Source organism: Streptomyces platensis, assembly GCF_008704855.1.
GTDB classification, from domain to species: Bacteria; Actinomycetota; Actinomycetes; order Streptomycetales; family Streptomycetaceae; genus Streptomyces; species Streptomyces platensis.
This window is the reverse complement of record NZ_CP023691.1, coordinates 1234203-1253326: the sequence shown is the minus strand read 5'-3', so window position 1 is coordinate 1253326 and position 19124 is coordinate 1234203. Positions and strand designations below refer to the sequence as shown.

Sequence of the window (19124 nt, the reverse complement as noted above, 5' to 3'; positions counted from 1 at the left end):
GCCGTTGCGCCTGCGGCGGGCGGGTGGTTGTTGGGTGCGGTGACGGGCCTCCGGGGCCTGGTGTGTGGACTGCTTCGCTTTACGTCCACACACCAGGCCCCTCCGGCCCGTCCCCTCCCGTTGGGGGAGTGAGTGACGGTGGGTGGGGGCTGGCCACCCGTGCCCGTGCCCGTGCTTATGCCGATGCCCACACCTGTGCTCGTGCTCGTGCCCACATCCGTCCCCATGGCATGTGATCGACAAGGCGCACCGGACCACCGAGGGGTCCCCGACCAACGTTTTTCCCATCCCTCCCACGGGAGGGGACGGGTCGGAGCGGGTGGGGGTTTCCGGACGTAAAGCGAAGCAGTCCGGAAACCCCCACCCGCGGAGGCCCGTCACCGCACCCCGACAGCCCCGCGCAGCGGACCCCGCCCGCCGCAGGCGCAACGGCGGGAAAGCCGCAGACGTCGGCGGAGGCGAAGCGCAGCGGAACGGCGAGCAACCACCACGGCGGGAAAGCCAAAAACGTGGGCCACAATTTTCCGACAGGAAAGATCCCTTTGGCTCCCCCCACGCACGGTGCGCCGACAACAGCCGTATGCGTGTCGTCCTCGTCACCGAATCCTTCCCGCCCGATGTCAACGGCGTCTCCCACTGCGCCCTGCAAACCGCCCGGCACCTCGTCCGGCGCGGTCACGATCCGCTCGTCATCGCGCCGCTGGGTGGCGCTTCGGCGGCCACCGATACGGACGAGAGTCCCTGCCCCGTCGTCCGGGTGCCCTCCATGCCGCTGCCCGGTTATCCGCAGGTGCGGATCGCGCTTCCCGGGCGACGGCTGTCCGCGGCGCTCGACGGGCACCGTCCTGACCTGGTGCATCTCGCCAGTCCCTTCGTCCTCGGCGCCCGCGGGATGGCGGCCGCCGCCCGTCGGCAGGTGCCCGCGATCGCCGTCTACCAGACCGATCTGGGCCGCTACGCCCGTACCTACCTCGGCGGGGGCGCGGCCACGGCCTGGCGGCGTATCCGGGCGGTGCATGCCGCCGCCGACCGCACTCTGGCGCCGTCCAGCGCGGCGCTGCTGGACCTGACCGAGCACGGGGTGCCGCGGGTCCACCTCTGGCCGCGCGGTGTCGACTCCGAGCGGTTCCACCCGGGGCGGCGTGACGCGGTGCTGCGCAGTTCGCTGACCGCGGGGCGGGAGCTGCTGGTGGGGTACGTGGGGCGGCTCGCGCCGGAGAAGGACGTCCGGCTGCTGGCCGAGACCTCGCGGCTGCCGGGGGTCCGCACCGTCGTCATCGGCGACGGTCCCAGTGCCGCCGGGCTGCGTACCGCGCTGCCGGAGGTCCGCTTCCTCGGCCGTCGCACCGGGGACGAACTCGCGCGGCTTTATGCGTCGTTGGATGTTTTCGTCCATACGGGGCCGTATGAGACGTTCTGCCAGACCGTGCAGGAGGCGATGGCCTCGGGTGTGCCGGTGGTGGCGCCACGGGCGGGCGGCCCGCTGGACCTGGTGGACCACGGCCGTACGGGGCTGCTGGTGACGCCCGGTGACGGCGGCGCGTTCCGGGACGCGGTGCGCTTCCTCGCGGGCGGTGCCGAGCTGCGTGCCCGGTTCGGCACCGCGGCCCGCCGCGCCGTTGAGGACCGCTCCTGGGAAGCGGTCGGCGATCAGCTGCTGGGGCACTACGAGGCCGTGCTCAGCGACCGGCCGGCGGTGGCGGCATGAGCGCGCGACGCACCACCGGGGCGGGTCTGCGGATCGTCCGGATCGCCAACTTCGTCACGCCGGCTTCCGGCGGGCTGCGCACGGCGCTGCGCGAACTCGGTGCGGGCTACCGGGCCGCGGGGCACGAGCCGGTGCTGATCGTGCCCGGACCGCCGGGAGCGGACGGGGCGGCCGGTGTCCGCGACGAGCTCACCGGACAGGGACGGGTGATCACCGTGCCGGGGCCGGAGCTGCCGGGCAGCGGTGGCTACCGCATGCTGACCGACCGCCGCCGGCTGGAGCGGCTGCTGCACTCGCTGGCCCCCGACCGGCTGGAGGTCTCCGACCGTACGACGCTGCGCTGGACGGGGGAGTGGGCGCGCCGGGCACGGGTGCCCGCGGTGATGGTCTCCCACGAGAGCGTGGACGGGGTGCTGCGCACCTGGGGCGTGCCGCAGCCGCTCGCCCGTGCCGCCGCGGACCGGCTCAACCGCCGTACGGCGCACGCCTACAGCCGGGTCGTGTGCACCACCGAGTGGGCGTCGGCGGAGTTCGTCCGGGCCGGTGCGCGCAATGTGGTGCGGGCGCCGCTCGGTGTCGATCTCGCCGCCTGGCACCCGGACTGCCGCAGCGCCGAGCTGCGGCGGCAGTGCGCGGGCCGGGCGGAGGTCCTGCTGCTGCTCTGCTCCCGGCTGTCGCAGGAGAAGCGGCCGGGCCGGGCCCTGGACGCGCTGGCGGAGCTGCGGCGGCGCGGGGTCGACGCGGCGCTGGTGGTCGCCGGTGACGGGCCGCTGCGGGCGCGCCTGGAGGCCCGGGGGCGGGCCGAGCGGCTGCCCGTGGCGTTCCTCGGGCATGTCGCCGACCGTTCCCGGCTCGCCGCGCTCCAGGCCGGCGCCGACGTCCTGCTGGCGCCCGGCCCGGCGGAGACCTTCGGTCTGGCGGCCCTGGAGGCGCTGGCCTGTGGCACCCCGGTGGTCGCCAGTGCGGCATCCGCGCTGGCGAGTCTGGTCGGCGGCGGCGGGGACACGGCGCTCGATGACGGGTCGTCCTTCGCCGACGCGGTCCAGCGAGTGCTGGCCCGGCCGGAGCCCGCCCGGCGCGCCGCGGCCCGCCGGCGTGCCGAGGGCTATGGCTGGCAGCCCGCCATCGATGCGTTCCTGGCGGCGCACGACGCGCCCGCACCGGTCGGCAGGGCGCTCGCCGCCGCGGCCGTACCGCACCCGGCGCGGCCGTTGGGCGGGCGGTGACGATGGCCTCCGAGGGGGTGGTGATACCGGCGCAGGCGCCGGGCGGTGGGCGTTCCCCGGCCCCGGGCTGTTTTGTCGCGCTCGGTGATTCGCTGACCGAGGGGCTCGGCGACCCGGTACCGGGCGGCGGCTGGCGTGGCTGGGCCGCCCTGCTGGCCGAGGCGCTGGGTGAGCGGCCCGGGAGCGTCCCGCTGGTGAATCTGGCGCGGAGCGGGGCGCAGGCCGCCGATGTCGCCGAACGGCAGCTGCCCGCGGCCCGGGCGCTCCGGCCGCGCTTCGCCTCACTGCTCGTCGGGGCGAACGACACCTTGCGTGCCGCGTTCGCCATCGAGCGGGTGGCGGCCGCGCTGGACCGGGCGCACGGCGCGCTGAGCGCCGACGGGGCCGTGGTGCTGACGGCCTGTCTGCCCGATCCGGGCCGGATGCTGGGGCTGCCCGCGCCGCTGGCCCGCCCGCTGGGGCGCCGGATGCGCGCCGTGAACACCGTCGTCCACGCGGTGGCCGCCCGCTACGAGGGCGTGCATCTGCACCTCGCCGAGTACCCGTGGGTCGCCGAACGCGCCTCCTGGAGCGTGGACCGGCTGCACCCCAGCGAGCGCGGCCACCGGCTGCTGGCCCGCGGTTTCCACACGGCGCTCGCCACCGTCGGCCTGCCCGTCGGGCCGCCGCCCGCGCTCACCCTCGACGGGCCCGCGCCGACCCGTGCCGGAGCCGCGCTGTGGATGGCGACCCGGGGCACCCGCTGGGTCGCCGACCGGTGCACGGATCTGCTGCCAGGGCTGCTCGGTCTGGCGGTCCAGGAGTGCCGGCACGGCCTGGCCGGCTCCGGGCGTCTGCTGGACGCCGCGGCCGACCATGCCACCCGCTCCGCACTCGCCGCGCTGACCCGGCCGGACGGCGCGGGCACCGTCAAAGACACCGGTACGGCGAGGGGCGCTGCGACAATGGCGGGGTGACCGGACGCTGGGAGTTCTGGATCGACCGCGGTGGCACGTTCACGGACGTCGTCGGCAGGCGGCCGGACGGGCAGCTGGCCACCACCAAGCTGCTCTCGCACCATCCGGAGCGCTATCGGGACGCCGCAGTGGCCGGCATCCGGCTGATGCTGGGGCTCGGCCCGGACGAACCGGTGCCCGCCGACCGGGTGTCGGTCGTCAAGATGGGCACCACCGTCGCCACCAACGCCCTGCTGGAGCGTAAGGGCGAACCGACGGTGCTGCTGATCACCGAGGGCTTCCGGGACGCGCTGCGGATCGCCTACCAGAACCGGCCGCGGATCTTCGACCGGCGGATCGTGCTGCCCGAGGCGCTCTACGACCGGGTGATCGAGGTACCGGAGCGGATCGACGCCCAGGGCGGCCTGGTCCGGCCGCTGGACGTGGACGAGGTCCGCCGGGCGCTGGTCCGGGCCCGTGCGGACGGTCTGCGCAGCGCCGCCGTCGTCCTGCTGCACGGCTACCGCCACGCCGAGCACGAGCGGGCGGTCGCCGAGCTGGCCCGGCGCGCCGGTTTCGCCCAGGTCAGCTGCTCGCACGAGGTCAGCCCGCTGATGAAGCTGGTGCCGCGCGGCGACACCACCGTCGTCGACGCCTATCTCTCGCCGATCCTGGGCCGCTATGTCGATGAGATCGCCGACCGGCTCCCCGGTATCCGGCTGATGTTCATGCAGTCCAACGGGGGGCTGCGGCAGGCCGCGCACTTCCGCGGCAAGGACGCGGTGCTGTCCGGGCCCGCGGGCGGTGTGGTCGGCATGGTCCGTACGTCCGCCGAGGCGGGCGACGGCTACGACCGGGTGATCGGCTTCGACATGGGCGGCACCTCCACCGATGTGTCGCACTACGCCGGTGAGTTCGAGCGGGTCTTCGGCAACGAGGTCGCGGGCGTGCGAATGCGCGCGCCCATGATGAACATCCACACCGTCGCGGCCGGCGGCGGCTCCGTCCTCCACTTCGACGGCCGCCGCTACCGGGTCGGCCCCGACTCCGCCGGTGCGGACCCGGGACCGGCCTGCTACCGGCGCGGCGGCCCGCTCACCGTCACCGACGCCAATGTCATGCTCGGCCGGATCCAGCCCGCGCACTTCCCGGCGGTGTTCGGGCCGGACGGTGACCAGCCGCTGGACGCCGAGGTGGTCCGTACCCGCTTCGCGGAACTGGCCGCGCGGGCCGCCGCCGAGGCCGGGGACGACCGCGGACCCGAGGAGGTCGCGGCCGGCTTCCTGGACATCGCGGTGCTCAACATGGCCAACGCCGTCAAGAAGATCTCCGTCCAGCGCGGCCGCGACATCACCCGCTACGCGCTCACCAGCTTCGGCGGCGCCGGCGGCCAGCACGCCTGCGCGGTCGCCGACGCGCTGGGCATCGACACGGTGCTCGTCCCGCCGCTGGCCGGGGTGCTCTCCGCGTACGGCATCGGGGTCGCCGACGCCACCGCGATGCGCGAGCAGGCCGTCGAGGCGGAGTTCACCGACCCCGGGGCCGCCGGCCGGGTCCAGGAGGTGTGTGACACCCTCGCCGCGCAGACCCGGCGCGAACTCCTCGACGACGGGGTGCCGGACGCCTCCGTCACCACCCGGGCCCGGGTGCTGATCCGCTACGCCGGGACCGACTCCACCATCGGCGTCCCGCTGGCCGACGCCGACACCATGGCCGCGGAGTTCGTCCGGGCACACCGTGAGCGCTACGCCTTCACCATGGACAAACCCCTGGTGGCCGAGGCGGTGTCGGTCGAGGCGCGGGGAGCGGCCGGCGGCGCCGGTGACCATGAGACGCAACCCGGCAGCAGAGAAGGGGAGTTGACGCCTGCCGCGACGATCCGGATGTACACCGGCGGCCGCTGGCAGGACACCGGCCTCTACCGGCGTACCGACCTGCGCCCGGGTGACACCCTCACCGGCCCGGCCGTCATCGCCGAGGAGGACGCGACCACGGTCCTCGACCCGGACTGGCAGGCCGCCATGGGCGAGCGCGGACATCTCACGCTGACCCGCACCCGGCCGCGCACCGGCCGGGCGGCGGTCGGCACGGCGGCCGACCCGGTGATGCTGGAGGTCTTCAACAGCCTCTTCATGGCGATCGCCGAGCAGATGGGCGTGCGCCTGGAGAACACCGCGCACTCCGTCAACATCAAGGAGCGCCTCGACTTCTCCTGTGCGCTCTTCGACGCCGACGGCAATCTGATCGCCAACGCCCCGCACATTCCGGTGCACCTGGGATCGATGGGGGAGTCCATCAAGGAGGTGCTGCGGCGCCGCGGCGACGAGATGCGGCCCGGCGATGTGTATGCGATCAACGATCCGTACCACGGGGGCACCCATCTCCCCGACGTCACCGTCGTCACTCCCGTCTTCGACGCCGACGGGGACACCCTGCTGTTCCTGGTGGCCTCCCGCGGCCACCACGCCGAGATCGGCGGCATCACCCCGGGCTCGATGCCGGCCTTCAGCAGCACCATCCAGGAGGAGGGCATCCTCTTCGACAACTGGCTGCTGGTGCGCGACGGCGAACTGCGCGAGCGCGCGACCCGCGATCTGCTCGCCGCCGGCCCGTACCCCTCCCGCGCACCGGACGCCAACCTCGCCGATCTCCGTGCCCAGATCGCCGCCAACGAGAAGGGCATCCAGGAACTCCGGCGGATGACCGAGCAGTTCGGCCTGGACGTCGTACGGGCCTATATGGGGCACGTCCAGGACAACGCCGAGGAATCGGTCCGGCGGATCATCGCCGGGCTGTCGGACGGCAGCTACCGTTACGAAACCGACAGCGGGGCCGAGATCCATGTGGCACTGACCGTCGACCGCGCCGCACGCAGCGCCGTACTGGACTTCGCCGGCACCTCACCCCAGCAGCCCGGCAACGCCAACGCCCCCAGCTCGGTGGTGATGGCGGCCGTGCTGTACGTCTTCCGCACCCTGGTCGCCGACGACATCCCGCTCAACAGCGGCTGTCTCAAGCCCGTGGAGGTCCGTATCCCGGAGGGCTCGATGCTCGCTCCCGTCTTCCCGGCGGCCACCGTCGCGGGCAATGTGGAGACCTCCCAGGCCGTCACCGGCGCCCTCTACGCCGCGCTCGGTGTCCAGGCCGAGGGCTCGGGCACCATGAACAACGTCACCTTCGGCAATGACCGGGTGCAGTATTACGAGACCGTCGCCAGCGGTGCGGGCGCCGGTGACGGCTTCGACGGCGCGGATGCCGTACAGACCCATATGACCAACTCCCGGCTGACCGACCCCGAAGTACTGGAGTGGCGCTACCCCGTCCGCGTCGACAGCTTCGCCATCCGCTCCGGCAGCGGCGGCAGGGGCCGCTGGCACGGCGGCTGCGGCGTCGAGCGCCGGCTGCGCTTCCTGGAGCCGATGACCATCGCCGTGCTGACCAACCACCGCCGGGTCGCGCCGTACGGCATGGCGGGCGGCGCCCCCGGTGCGCTGGGCGCCAACTCCATCGAGCGGGCGGACGGCGCGCACGAGGACCTGGCGGGCTGTGACGCGGCGGACGTCGGCGTGGACGATGTCCTGGTGCTGCGCACCCCGGGCGGCGGGGGATACGGGACGCCGGACGGCGGCTGAGCGGATGGCTGTCCGGCGACGCCGGCCTCCGCGTTCTGCGCGCCCGGCTACCGCTCGGCTCCGTCGACGAGCGCTGCCTCCTCGGGGCTGGCCATGTCCAGCAGCAGCATCGCGTCGTGGTCGGCAGTGCCGGTGGGCGCCTGGTAGACGACGAGGCGCTGGCCGTCGGTGCGGAAGATCGCCATCACCTCGAAGGTGAGGGACATCGAGCCGACCTCCGGGTGCTGGAAGTGCTTGTGGCCGCCGCCACGTGCCCGGACCTCGTACCGCTCCCACAGCCGGGCGAACTCCGGACTCTTCACCACGAGTTCGCCGACGAGCTGGGCCAGCTCCGGCATGTCCGGGTCGGCCCCCGCAATCGCACGCAGGTGAGCCACGCTGTGCGCCGCCATCTCCTCCCAGTCGCGGTACAGCCTGCGGCCCATGGGGTGCAGGAACATATAGCGGGTGATGTTGCGGCGCTCCCGCGGCCAGTCCGTGATGCCGGAGTGGAGGCGCAGGCCGGGCCGGTTGGCGGCCAGCAGGTCGTTGGTGCGGCTGACGACGTACGCCGGTGAGGGGCGCAGCGTCTCCAGCAAGGCGCGAACCGGCTCCCGCACCGCACGCGCCGGGCCCGGCGACGGCGGCGGTGCCTGGCCTGCGGCGAGCGCCACCAGCTCGTGCAGCCGGTGCAGCGCGTCATCGGACAGCCGGAGCACTTCGCCGAGCGCGGCGACGACGGCGGGCGAGGGCCGGGTCTCGCGGCCGCGCTCCAGCCGTGTGTAGTAGTCGACGCTGACCCCGGCCAGCGTCGCCAGTTCCTCGCGGCGCAGCCCCGGCGTGCGGCGGATGCCTGTGCCGACGGGCAGGCCCACGTCCTGCGGGCGGATCTGCCCGCGGCGGGCGCGGAGGAAGCGGCCCAGTTCCGTACCGTCGCTCATCCGGCCATTGTCGCAAAGAGCCAGGCGTGCAGGGGGGCCGTATCAGGGCCAGGAACAGCGCTCCCCCGCACGGCCCGGTCTGCCGGGGGCCGCACATGCCGGGCAGGCTGATTTCCGTATTCGCCAGGGACGGCAACGTGGGGAGCGCGGAGGACGATGAGCGTGGGGCAGGCCGGGACAGGCACGGGAGCCGAGACGCGGAGGACGGGTACCCGGGGTGAAGGGGAGCGGCCGGGCGCTGCCGTCGCGGCGCTGATCGCGGCCGTGCTCGGTTTCTTCGTGATCACGCTGGACGTTTCCGGAGTCAATGTCGCGCTGCCCGCCGTGCGCGGTGAACTCGGCGGTTCGATGTCCGGGCTCCAGTGGACCGTTGACAGCTACACGCTGATGTTCGCGGCGCTGCTGCTCTCCGCCGGTGCGCTCTCGGACGCGGTGGGCGCGCGGCGTGCGTTCGGCTGGGGGCTCGGTGTGTTCACCCTCGCCTCGCTGGCCTGTGGGGCGGCGCCGACGCTCGGAGCGCTGACGGCGGCGCGCGTGGTGCAGGGGAGCGCGGCAGCGCTGATGGTGCCCGCCTCGCTGGCGCTGATCCGGCAGGCGTTCCCCGAGCCGGGCGTGCGGGCGCGCGCCGTCGCCCTGTGGACGGTTGGCGGCGCGGTGGCCGTCGCCGCGGGGCCCGTTCTGGGCGGGCTGCTCACCACAACGTGGAGCTGGCGCGCCGTGTTCTGTCTCAATGTGCCTGCCGGGCTCATCGGCTTCCTGGCCCTGCTGCGGGCGGCGCGCTCCCCACGCCGCCCTGCTGCGTTCGATCTGCCCGGGCAGCTGACGGCGGTACTGGCGCTGGCCGGACTGACCTTCGCCGTGATCGAGGGCGGGCACGGCGGGCTGACCGGCACTGTGCTCGTCGCGGCAGGGGTCGCGGTGGTGTCCGGGGCCGGTTTCGTGGTCGCTGAGGCACGGCGGCGCACGCCGATGCTGCCGTTGGAGCTGTTCCGGCAGCGCGGTGTCACCGTGCCGGTCATCGCGGGCTTCGCCCTCAACGCCGCTTTCTACGGCGAGGTGTTCGTCCTGAGTCTCTTCTTCCAGGAGCAGCGAGGGCAGACGGCACTCTCGGCCGGGCTGATGTTCGTGCCGATGGCGGTGGTCACCGCCATCGGCAACTACCTCTCGCCGCGAGCGGTTTCCGGCTACGGCCCGCGGACGGTGGTCGTCTCAGGAATGCTGACCTGCGCGCTGGGCTGCGGCGGTCTGCTCGCCGTCGACACCGGCACGCCCTCGTGGGTGACCGCCCTGCTGATGATCCCGCTGGGCGTCGGCGGCGCCCTCGCGATGCCGGCGCTGACCTCCCTGATGCTCGACAGCGTCGCCGCCGAGCGGGCCGGCACGGCAGCGGCGCTGCTCAACACCAGCCGCCAGACGGGCGGAGCGCTCAGCATCGCCGTCTTCGGTGCGCTCCTCGCAGACGACTTCGCATGGGGCATGGGGGAGAGCCTGCTGCTCGCCGCCTGCCTGTTGGTGGCCACAGCGCTGGGCGCGGCGGCGCTGCTGCCGCGACGGTGAGGACCGCGGCGACGGCAGGACGTCTGCGGTCAGGCCCGCCGTCCGTCGGCATCTCCGGCGGTCGGATTCCACCGGCCGCTGGGAACCCGGCCCCAGGGGCGCATGCGCAGGAACCGGACCGGCGTACCCGGTACCGCCTGAGCCGCGCTCGCCAGGAAGCGTTCGGGCACCACACCGACGACCGGGTAGCCGCCGGTCGTGGGGTGGTCGTGGAGGAAGAGGACCGGCAGGCCGTTGGGCGGGACCTGGAGGGCGCCCAGGGGCATGCCCTCGCTGGGGAGTTCGCCGGTGCGGGCGCGCTCCAGGGGTGGCCCTTCGGTGCGCAGGCCGATGCGGTTGCTGGCAGGGGAGACCCGGAAGCGGCCGGTGGTGAGGGTGCGCAGACCGGCCTCGGTGAACCAGGCGTCGCGCGGGCCGGGCAGGAACGGCAGCAGGAGTTCCGGCACCGGGCCGGGGTGCGGGACGGCATCGGCGCGGGCCGGCGGGCCGTGCGGGTCACCCAGGGGGAGGACCGCACCGTCGCCGAGCGGGTCCGGGCCGAGGCCGGAGAGCAGATCGGCGGCGCGGCTGCCGAGGACCGGTTCGGTGTCGACGCCCCCGGCGAAGGCGAGATACGAGCGCAGACCGTGGGTGGCCGGTCCCGCGTCCAGGACGGCGCCCGCCGGTACCCGGACCGGGGCGCCCCAGGGGGCGGGGCGGCCGTCGACGGTCACCGGGCACGGGGCGCCCGTCACGGCGACGGTGGTGGCGGTACGCATCCGCAGGGCGCAGCCCGTGAGCGTGGTCTCCAGGGTGGCGGCGGATCCGGGGTTGCCCACCAGGCGGTTGGCGAGCCGGTGCGCGGGCGCGTCGAGGGCGCCGGCCCGCGGCACCCCCAGGTGAGCGTGTCCGGGCCTGCCGAGGTCCTGGACGGTGGTGAGCGCACCGGCCCGGACGACCGAGAAGGCGCGGTCGGTCATCGGGCGGTCTCCTGCGGGACGAAGCGGACGCGGGTGCCGGGCGAGAGCAGCGCCGCCGGTTCGCGGCGCGGGTCCCACAGCACGGTGTCGGCGGTGCCGATCAGCTGCCAGCCGCCGGGGGAGGAGCGCGGATAGACCCCGGTGTACGGGCCGGCGAGGGCGACCGAGCCGACCGGGACCTTGGTACGGGGGGTGTCCCGGCGCGGTACGTGCAGCGGCTCGGGCAGGCCGGTCAGATAGCCGAAGCCGGGCGCGAAACCGCAGAAAGCGACATGGAACTCCGTGGCGGAGTGCCGCCGTACGACCTCGTCGGGGGTGACGTCCCACAGGGCGGCGACATCGGCGAGGTCGGGGCCGTCGTAGCGGACCGGGATCTCCACCGCGGGCCGGTGGCCGGCGGTGAGCGGCGGAATGTCCCACGCGGCCAGTTCGGCGAGGAGGCCCCGCGGGTCGGCGAGGCCGTCGAGGAGCACCGTACGGGCGGCCGGCACGATCTCGCGCAGCGGCGGCAGCGCGCCGTCGGCGGCCCGGCGCAGCAGCTCGGCGTGGAGTGCCTCGACTTCCTCGGCGCTGTCCAGCTCGATGAGCAGCCCGTGTTCACCGACCGGCAGCGGCCTCATACGAAGCTCCGCACGTGGACGCCGGCCGCGGTCAGCTCGGACCGGACCCGCCGGGCGAGGTCCGCGGCCCCCGGGGTGTCGCCGTGCAGACACAGCGAACGGGCCGGGACGGCCACCCGCCGGCCGTCGCGGGCGGTGACGGCCTGGTCCCGGGCCATGCCGAGGGCGCGCTTGACGACCTCGTCGGGGTCATGGATCACCGCGCCCGGCTCACGGCGCGGAACCAGGGTGCCCTCGGGGGTATAGGCGCGGTCGGCGAACGCCTCGCCGATGACCGGGAGTTGGGCCCGTGCGGCGGCCTCGTGCAGCCGGGAGCCGGGCAGTCCGAGGACCGGCAGCCCGCCGCCCGCGGCGCGGATGCCGTCCACGACGGCGCGGGCCTGCTCCTCGTCGTGCACACAGCGGTTGTAGAGCGCGCCATGCGGTTTGACATAGCCGACGCGGGCACCGGCGGCGCGCGCGAAGACCTCCAGGGCGCCGATCTGGTAGGTGATCTCGGCGGCCAGCTCGTCCGGCGGAACGTCCATCGCGCGGCGGCCGAAGCCGGCCAGATCGCGGTAGGAGACCTGGGCGCCGATGACCACCCCGCGCTCGGCGGCCAGTTCGCACACCCGGCGCATCGTGGCCGGGTCGCCGGCGTGGAAGCCGCAGGCGACATTGGCACTGGTGACGACGGAGAGCAGCGCCTCGTCGTCGGTGAGCTGCCAGCGGCCGAAGCCCTCGCCGAGATCGGCGTTGAGGTCGATGACGGGAGGAACGCCCACGCTTGCGGTGACTCCCTCGCTGCGCTCGCTCATGCCGAAACCTCGCTTCGCTCGGCCCCGCATACGCGCGGCGCGCACCTTTGGATGACTCCCTCGCTGCGCTCGCTCATGCCGAAACCTCGCTTCGCTCGGCCCCGCATACGCGTGGCGCGCACCTTTGGATGACTCCCTCGCTGCGCTCGCTCATGTATGTCCGTTCCAGAGGTGCTCGGGGCCGGCGGCGTCGGGGACAACGTAAGGGATTGTTCAACGATCCGACAAGAGGTGGATGCATACCGGTCGAAGGTGCGTTGTTTCGTCCCCTCATCTGGGATTGACTTTCGCTCCAGGACACCGGGACGGCTCGAACCCGCCGCCTGGTACAGCGCGAGAGCGGGGAGCGTCATGGCCGGCGGAGTGGCGAAGAACGATCAGGGGCGGCTCACCGAGGTCGCGGGCCTGGAGCGGGACCGCCCCCTGCTGGGCCGCTCCAGTACGGCCGAGCGGGTCGCCGACATCCTGCGGGACCGGATCGCCGAGGGCTACTTCCCGCCCGGCGCCCGCCTCTCGGAGGAGAGCATCGGCGGCGCGCTGGGCGTCTCGCGCAACACCCTGCGGGAGGCGTTCCGGCTGCTGACCCATGAGCGGCTGCTGGTGCACGAACTCAACCGCGGGGTCTTCGTCCGGGTGGTGACGGTCGAGGACCTGGAGGACATCTACCGGGTGCGCCTCCTCGTGGAGTGCGCGGCGGTACGGGGGCTGGGACAGGGGCCGTACGACGCCGGGGTGACCGAAGCCGTCGCGGCGATCGAGGCCGCCGTACAGGCCGGTGAGGCCGCCTCGGCGGACCGCGAGTGGCAGGCGCTCTCGACCGCCAACATCCGCTTTCACCAGGGCGTCGTGGCCCTGGCGGGCAGTCCGCGCACGGACGAGCTGATGCGGGGTGTGCTCGCGGAACTCCGGCTCGTCTTCCACGTCATGGCCGACCCCCGGCGCTTCCATGCGCCCTACTTGACCCGTAATCGCCAGATTGCCGAGGCGCTCCAGGCGGGCGACGCCGTCGAGGCCGAACGGCTGCTGCGGTCCTACCTGGAGGACTCGCGCAGCCAGCTGTCGGGGGCGTACGCGCAGCGCATCGCGGAGGGGTGAGCGGCGGGGGAGCCGCCCCTGAGGTCCGCTCCGGGGAGCTCCGCAGATCCGTTGCCGCACAACCCTTGTCGGATCGTTGAACAATCGCCTAGCCTCCGCTGCAATCTGTTCATCTCCTCACGGGCCCTGTGGGGTCCCCGTACGCGGAAGGCGGACCCATGATCGTGCTCCTCGGCGTGCTCGTGGTCGTGATCGGCTTCGCCACGAAGCGCAATCCCTTGCTGGTCGTAGGGGTGGCCGGTATCGCGACCGGCCTCCTCGGAGGGCTGTCACCGGGCAAGGTGCTCGCGGCGTTCGGCAACGGCTTCGCCGGCAGCCGGGCGGTGACGATCTTCGCGATCACCCTCCCGGTCATCGGCCTCCTGGAGCGCTACGGCCTCCAGGAGCAGGCCCGTAACCTCATCGCCCGGTTCGCCAAACTCACCACGGGCCGCTTCCTCGCGCTCTACCTCGGTCTGCGGCAGATCGGTGCGGCGGTCGGACTGACCAACGTCTTCGGCCATGCCCAGACCGTCCGCCCGCTCGCCGTCCCGATGGCCGAGGGTGCGGCCGAGCGCAAATACGGCCAACTCCCGCACCGGACAAGGGAGAAGGTCCGGTCGTTCTCCGCGAGCGCCGACAACGTCGGTCTCTTCTTCGGAGAGGACGTCTTCCTCGCCGTCGGCTCGATCCTGCTGATCACCGGCTTCGTCAACACCACCTACGGCACCCACCTCGAACCGCTTCAGCTCGCCCTGTGGGCGATCCCCACCGCGGTGTGCGCCTTCGTGGTCCACGGCTGGCGACTGCTGCGCCTGGATCGCCAGTTGGAACGCGAACTGCTCACCGCCCACGTGCACGACACCGCCGTAGTGGAGGCCGCCAAGTGATCAAGGCAGAGTGGTTCTACTGGCTGGTGGGCCTCATCTTCCTGGTGATGGCCGTCCAGATGGCCGCCGACCGCAGCAACCCCAAGCGCTTCGGCACCGGCGCCTTCTGGGGCCTGATCGGTGCCGGCTTCATCTACAGCAGCTGGGTCGTCACCAAGCAGGCACCCGCCGAGCCTCTGGGCGTCGCGGTGCTGGCCATGGCTTGTTTGGCCGGCTTCGGGTTCACCGGACGCGGCACCCCGCGCACCACCACCACCGAGCAGCGCGTCGCGAGCGCCGCCAAGCTCGGCAACCGGCTGTTCATCCCGGCGCTCACCATCCCGGTCGTCGCCATGGCCTGCGCCATCGGCGTCAAGCACCTGTCCTTCGGGGGCGAGCCGGTCCTCGAAGAGGGCAGCGAGACCATCCTGGGCCTCGGCATCGGAGCCGTCGTCGCCCTCGCCGTCGGCATGATCATCCTCCGGGAGAAGCGGATCTCGGTGCCCGTGCAGTCCGGCCGTTCCATGCTGGAGGCGATGGGCTGGGCCATGCTGCTGCCGCAGATGCTGGCCACACTGGGCGCCATCTTCCAGGTCTCCGGCGTCGGCGACCAGGTCGGCAAGCTCACCACCTCCGTCCTGCCCAAGGACTCGCTCTACATCGCGGTCGTCGTCTACTGCGTGGGCATGTTCGCCTTCACCATGATCATGGGCAACGCCTTCGCCGCCTTCCCCGTGATGACCGCGGCCGTCGGCTGGCCCGTGCTGGTCGGGCACTTCGACGGCAACGCCCCCGCCGTGCTGGCCATCGGCATGCTCGCCGGATTCTGCGGCACCCTCGTGACCCCCATGGCCGCCAACTTCAATATCGTCCCGGCGGCGCTGCTGGAGCTGAAGGACCAGTACGGGCCCATCAAGGCGCAGCTGCCCACCGCGGGTGTGCTGCTGGGCTGCAACATCGTGATCATGGCGCTGTTCGCCTTCTGAGCAGGTGCCAGGGGTACCGCCGCTCGCCGGGCGGTACCCCTGGCACCTGGTCCGCTCCGTCCCCGCTCCGCCCGTCGCACCAAGGATGACCGTATGACCCGGGTTCTGCTGACCGGATTTGCCCCGTTCGAGGGTGAATCGCTCAACCCCTCCTGGCAGGCCGTCCGCGCCGCCGCGGCCGAACCGCCCGCCGGCATCGAGGCATCCGCCATCGAACTGCCCTGCGTCTACGGAGCCTCGATCGCGGTGCTGCGCGCCGCGATCGAGGAGGCCCGCCCCGAGATAGTGGTGTGCGTCGGCCAGGCGGGCGGCCGGCCCGACATCACCGTCGAACGCCTCGCCGTCAACGTCGACGACGCCCGGATCCCCGATGCCTCCGGAGCCGAACCGATCGACGAGGCGATCGTGCCCGGCGGCCCCGCCGCGTACTTCTCCACCCTGCCGATCAAGGCCTGTGTGGCGGCCGTCCGCGCCGCCGGGCTCCCCGCCTCCGTCTCCAACACCGCCGGCACCTTCGTCTGCAACCACGTGTTCTACGGCCTCGCCCACCTCATCGCCACAGAACTGCCTGGCGTACGCGGCGGATTCGTGCACGTCCCCTACGCACCGGAACAGGTCGTCGACCGCTCCCAGCCGTCGCTCCCGTCCGAGGCCGTCACCCGGGCCCTGCACGAGATCGCCCTCACCACCGCGCGCACCCACACCGACATCCGGGTCGCCGGCGGCGCCACCCACTGAGACCGGCACCGGCACCCACGGGACCTGGCGACCGGCTCTCGCGGGCCACGCCGTAGACTGTCGCGTCGGTCCGTGAGCGGCCCGTGAGCGGTTCGTCAACGGATTCACCTGCGGTTCCACCCATGAACGGATCCGCGCCGTTTCGTCCGTTGTCAGTGCGAGCGCCTACTCTGTGCGACGTGACTTTTTCCGCCCCGGGGACTGCTGCGCCCCAGCTCAACGGCCCTCACCGGCCTGCGCCGGGCCCGGCCGCCGACGAAGGCCTGGCCCGTCGGCTGCGCGCCCTGGCATGCACCGCGCCGCTGCACGACCTCGATGTGCGCAAGGCCAACCTCGCGGGCGAGTACGGCATCTACGCGATGGCGGAGGTGGCGCTCGCCGTCATCGATCTCGTCACCCTCAACATGGACTTCGACACCGGCGCCGACCACGAGGAAATAGTGGCGAAGGTGCTCCCCCGGGTCGCCGCCCAGGCCCCCCGCCGTCCAGCGGGCGAGCATGAGCGGGTCGCCCGCTGGGTGCTGGAGAATCTGATCAACGTCGGCAGCGTGGACCGCGGCTTCCGCGCCGTCTACGGCACCTTCACCACCGAGGGCGAGTACGTCCGCCGCGACTACGACTTCAAGCTCATCGAGGAGGTCCCCGGCGGCGGTGGCAGCGTCTACCTCCGGGCCACCGACGAAGCGGTCAACGTCCTGGTCGGCGCGCTCGACACGGACGTCACCAGCGCCCAGATCGCCGCGGAGGTCAAGCTGGAGGTGCTGATCAACCGCGGCCGGCTGGCCGATGCCCAGCTCGCCGCCGAACAGGCCCGCTACCGCACCGTGCAGTATGCGGAGACGCTCCGCAGGACCCTGGACGCCACCCGCCGCAACGTCCGCGCCGTGGACTGGCTGGAGACCGTCCCCGACATGATCACCGAGGCGCTGGACCACGTCGCGGACCGCTACCGCCACGAGAACGCCATCCTGACGAACATCCGCAAGGCCCGGGACGAGACCGAGGAGCCCGAGCACAAGCGGCGGGCCGCCGAGCTCGTCGACATCGTCAAGGACTGCATCCGCCGCCACACCCAGCTCCAGTCCCGGCTGCTGGAGGCCGGGCCGCTGTTCCGCGCCGAACAGGACCGGCAGGCCTTCGCGACCCCCGTCGCCCGCGCCGGACTCGACCTCTACGGCCAGTTGGTCGCCCCGCTGCTGCCGCTCCCCGCCGAGCAGGCCATCCGTGTCACCGACGCCTTCTTCGCCAAGGGCACGGGGCTGCGCACCCCGTCGGCCGCGCGCATAGGGGACCTCGTCGAGATGCTGCTCACCCCGCCCATGGAGCGGGAGCACCTCGGCGCCGAGATGCCCGAGCCCGACCTGGTGGCCACCCCCGACGACAGCCGCTTCAGCGAGGCCCAGCTCGACGCCGCGATGGCGCTGCTCGACCTGCCCGCCGACGCGCCCCGCAGGCTCTCCGGCCTGCTCGCCGAGGCGCGCCGCAGCGATCCCGAACTCCCCTACCTCGTCGCCCTGCTGGCCGTGCACGCCGCCAGCCCGCCCGTCGGCACGGCCTACCGCCAGGGCGAACAACAGCTGCTGTTCGCCGTCGACGACGGCACGGAGCTGATAGACCCCGAGTTCGGCGGCGCCGACCTCATCGTCGGCACGGCGCTGCTGGACTCCGCCGGAATGGCCGCGGACCGCTCGGAGGTGGCCTGATGCCCCGCGCCCAGGAGGAGCGGGCGGCGAACGGCGGGGCGCGGCCGGTCCGGCAGGGCCGTGGCGCGCCCGGCGGCCGCCCGCCGTCGCAACGGCCCGAGATGTTCCCGACCGTCCCTCGCAAGGAGCTTGTTCCGTGACCCAGTACGACGAGACGCCGCAGCCGGACCCGGCGTCCGGGGCCGGTGAGCCGGGCTGGGGTGCGCCCACGGCCGACGCCGATACGGGCGCGGCGGGACCCTCCCCCAAGCTCTCGGCTTCGCTCGAGCAGGGGGGACCCCCATCCAAGCCCTCGGCCGCGTTCCCGTTCCCGGCTTCGGCCGAGCGGGGGGACCGCCAGGAGCAGCCGGGCCCCCACCCCCTGACCCCCGCTGATGCCGCCGACGCCGCCCGGTTGGTCTCCTTCGGCCTCCAGCCCAAGCTGCTGCCCGCCCGCGACGCCGAATACGGCGAACTCCTGCGCCGCTACCGGGACGAGCCCGCCTTCGCCCGGCTCGCCGACGCCGTCGCCACCGGCCTCGGTCTGGTCGTCCTGGAGGTGTCCACCCGCGCCGGGATGGCCGTCACCGCCGACGAGGACTCCGTCTTCGCCGTACGAATGGGTGACTATGCCCGCCGTGCCTCCGCCGACTCCGCCGACCGCTTCCTGCACGGCCTGGCCCATCTGGCCGTCGCCGCGCTGGCCTTCCCGCGTCCCGAGGACCTCGCCGACGACGGCTACATCGGCCGGATCACGGTCAACGGCGTCGACGCCTTCGTCCGGCAGGCCTGCCGCCGGCTGGAGGAGCGCGCCGAGCAGGAGGGCGAGAACACCGACCCGGCCACCGATGCCCCCGGCCTGGAGTCCGCCTGGCGTATCTACGCCCGGCGCAGTGCGACCGGCGCCACCAAGGACGCCCGCCGGCTCGCCGGTTCGACCACCGGCATCATCGCCAAGGCCGTCACCTTCCTCGTCGACTCCGGCTTCCTCCAGCGCACCGGTGACGACGCCGGCGGCGCCTACCGCACCACCGCCCGCTATCAGCTCCAGGTCCGCGACATGGCCGGCAGCGCCGCCATGGCCGAACTCCTGGAGCTGGGCATCGTCCCCGTCACCGACGGCAGCGCCGCCCTGCTGCCGGGCGAGGACACCGACGACCTCGCCCTGGTCGCGGACGCCGGACTGCCGTTCCATTCGGGCTGAGGGGGCATGTCGACTGCTGGTGCCCTGACGGCGTTCCGACTGCCGGGTGACCGTCCGACCGACCGGCTGGACCGATCCGTCCGACAGACTGGCTGGGCCGATCCGTTCGACCGACCGGCCGGACTGATCCTTCCGACCGACCGGCCCGACTGATCCTTCCGACCGACCGGCTGGACGGATCCATCCGACCGTCGCACGACCGAGGCTCCCCCCCACC

Annotated in this window: 15 protein-coding genes; 11 read left to right on the top strand and 4 right to left on the bottom strand. The window is 73.3% G+C overall.

The genetic code is table 11. From position 1 onward, the window contains the following. Positions 1-580 precede the first annotated feature (580 nt). The 4 genes from CP981_RS05145 to CP981_RS05130 are packed head-to-tail and all read left to right on the top strand — an operon-like array spanning position 581 to position 7501. A complete protein-coding gene (locus tag CP981_RS05145) occupies positions 581-1708 on the top strand; it encodes a glycosyltransferase family 4 protein (RefSeq protein ID WP_085923945.1) in 1128 nt (375 codons plus the stop codon). Continuing rightward, on the top strand, positions 1705-2934 hold the full coding sequence (locus tag CP981_RS05140) for a glycosyltransferase (RefSeq protein ID WP_085923944.1): 1230 nt from the start codon (positions 1705-1707) through the stop codon (positions 2932-2934). Before CP981_RS05145 ends, CP981_RS05140 begins: the two co-directional genes overlap by 4 nt. After that, positions 2931-3890 (top strand): SGNH/GDSL hydrolase family protein, encoded by a 960-nt coding sequence (locus CP981_RS05135; RefSeq protein WP_244329562.1) that lies wholly within the window; start codon positions 2931-2933, stop codon positions 3888-3890. Before CP981_RS05140 ends, CP981_RS05135 begins: the two co-directional genes overlap by 4 nt. Beyond that, a complete protein-coding gene (locus CP981_RS05130; RefSeq protein ID WP_085923942.1) occupies positions 3887-7501 on the top strand; it encodes a hydantoinase B/oxoprolinase family protein in 3615 nt (1204 codons plus the stop codon). Before CP981_RS05135 ends, CP981_RS05130 begins: the two co-directional genes overlap by 4 nt. Before the next feature lie 47 nt (positions 7502-7548). On the opposite strand, the gene CP981_RS05125 is transcribed toward CP981_RS05130, so the two are convergent. Next, positions 7549-8421 (bottom strand): helix-turn-helix transcriptional regulator, encoded by an 873-nt coding sequence (locus CP981_RS05125; RefSeq protein ID WP_085923941.1) that lies wholly within the window; start codon positions 8419-8421, stop codon positions 7549-7551. 156 nt (positions 8422-8577) lie between these two features. Between CP981_RS05125 and CP981_RS05120 the strand changes: the two genes are divergently transcribed. Beyond that, positions 8578-9978, top strand: a complete 1401-nt coding sequence (locus tag CP981_RS05120) for an MFS transporter (RefSeq protein WP_085923940.1) — start codon at positions 8578-8580, stop codon at positions 9976-9978. A gap of 29 nt (positions 9979-10007) precedes the next feature. Here the strand turns inward: CP981_RS05120 and CP981_RS05115 are convergent, their stop codons facing one another. Genes CP981_RS05115 through CP981_RS05105 form a run of 3 tightly spaced genes read right to left on the bottom strand, consistent with a single transcriptional unit; the run spans position 10008 to position 12354 of the window. After that, a complete protein-coding gene (locus tag CP981_RS05115) occupies positions 10008-10937 on the bottom strand; it encodes a 5-oxoprolinase subunit C family protein (protein WP_244329561.1) in 930 nt (309 codons plus the stop codon). Beyond that, positions 10934-11557 carry a 5-oxoprolinase subunit PxpB gene (gene pxpB, locus CP981_RS05110; RefSeq protein ID WP_085923939.1) on the bottom strand — a complete coding sequence of 208 codons (624 nt, stop codon included), beginning with the start codon at positions 11555-11557 and terminating at the stop codon, positions 10934-10936. The genes CP981_RS05115 and pxpB overlap by 4 nt, the downstream gene beginning before the upstream one ends. Further along, complete coding sequence (locus CP981_RS05105; protein ID WP_085923938.1) at positions 11554-12354, bottom strand: LamB/YcsF family protein; 801 nt, start codon at positions 12352-12354, stop codon at positions 11554-11556. Before CP981_RS05105 ends, pxpB begins: the two co-directional genes overlap by 4 nt. A gap of 351 nt (positions 12355-12705) precedes the next feature. Here CP981_RS05105 and CP981_RS05100 point away from each other — a divergent pair, with 351 nt between their 5' ends. The 6 genes from CP981_RS05100 to CP981_RS05075 all read left to right on the top strand — a co-directional run bounded on the left by CP981_RS05100 (position 12706) and on the right by CP981_RS05075 (position 18907). Next, a complete protein-coding gene (locus CP981_RS05100) occupies positions 12706-13449 on the top strand; it encodes a GntR family transcriptional regulator (protein ID WP_085923937.1) in 744 nt (247 codons plus the stop codon). 158 nt (positions 13450-13607) lie between these two features. After that, complete coding sequence (locus CP981_RS05095; RefSeq protein WP_085923936.1) at positions 13608-14318, top strand: DUF969 domain-containing protein; 711 nt, start codon at positions 13608-13610, stop codon at positions 14316-14318. Beyond that, complete coding sequence (locus CP981_RS05090; RefSeq protein ID WP_085923935.1) at positions 14315-15283, top strand: DUF979 domain-containing protein; 969 nt, start codon at positions 14315-14317, stop codon at positions 15281-15283. Before CP981_RS05095 ends, CP981_RS05090 begins: the two co-directional genes overlap by 4 nt. A gap of 93 nt (positions 15284-15376) precedes the next feature. Further along, on the top strand, positions 15377-16021 hold the full coding sequence (gene pcp, locus CP981_RS05085; RefSeq protein WP_085923934.1) for a pyroglutamyl-peptidase I: 645 nt from the start codon (positions 15377-15379) through the stop codon (positions 16019-16021). 179 nt (positions 16022-16200) lie between these two features. Further along, positions 16201-17724, top strand: a complete 1524-nt coding sequence (locus CP981_RS05080) for a hypothetical protein (RefSeq protein WP_208852895.1) — start codon at positions 16201-16203, stop codon at positions 17722-17724. 136 nt (positions 17725-17860) lie between these two features. Further along, a complete protein-coding gene (locus CP981_RS05075; RefSeq protein ID WP_085923932.1) occupies positions 17861-18907 on the top strand; it encodes a hypothetical protein in 1047 nt (348 codons plus the stop codon). Positions 18908-19124: the final 217 nt, after the last annotated feature.

What these genes read in the sequence shown, in the direction of transcription:
- CP981_RS05140 (WP_085923944.1), top strand. Translation starts at nt 1,705, where the DNA reads ATGAGCGCGCGACGCACCACCGGGGCGGGTCTGCGGATCGTCCGGATC.
- pcp (WP_085923934.1), top strand. Translation starts at nt 15,377, where the DNA reads ATGACCCGGGTTCTGCTGACCGGATTTGCCCCGTTCGAGGGTGAATCG.
- CP981_RS05120 (WP_085923940.1), top strand. Translation starts at nt 8,578, where the DNA reads ATGAGCGTGGGGCAGGCCGGGACAGGCACGGGAGCCGAGACGCGGAGG.
- CP981_RS05105 (WP_085923938.1), bottom strand. Translation starts at nt 12,354, where the DNA reads ATGAGCGAGCGCAGCGAGGGAGTCACCGCAAGCGTGGGCGTTCCTCCC.
- CP981_RS05100 (WP_085923937.1), top strand. Translation starts at nt 12,706, where the DNA reads ATGGCCGGCGGAGTGGCGAAGAACGATCAGGGGCGGCTCACCGAGGTC.
- CP981_RS05145 (WP_085923945.1), top strand. Translation starts at nt 581, where the DNA reads ATGCGTGTCGTCCTCGTCACCGAATCCTTCCCGCCCGATGTCAACGGC.
- pxpB (WP_085923939.1), bottom strand. Translation starts at nt 11,557, where the DNA reads ATGAGGCCGCTGCCGGTCGGTGAACACGGGCTGCTCATCGAGCTGGAC.
- CP981_RS05115 (WP_244329561.1), bottom strand. Translation starts at nt 10,937, where the DNA reads ATGACCGACCGCGCCTTCTCGGTCGTCCGGGCCGGTGCGCTCACCACC.
- CP981_RS05095 (WP_085923936.1), top strand. Translation starts at nt 13,608, where the DNA reads ATGATCGTGCTCCTCGGCGTGCTCGTGGTCGTGATCGGCTTCGCCACG.
- CP981_RS05125 (WP_085923941.1), bottom strand. Translation starts at nt 8,421, where the DNA reads ATGAGCGACGGTACGGAACTGGGCCGCTTCCTCCGCGCCCGCCGCGGG.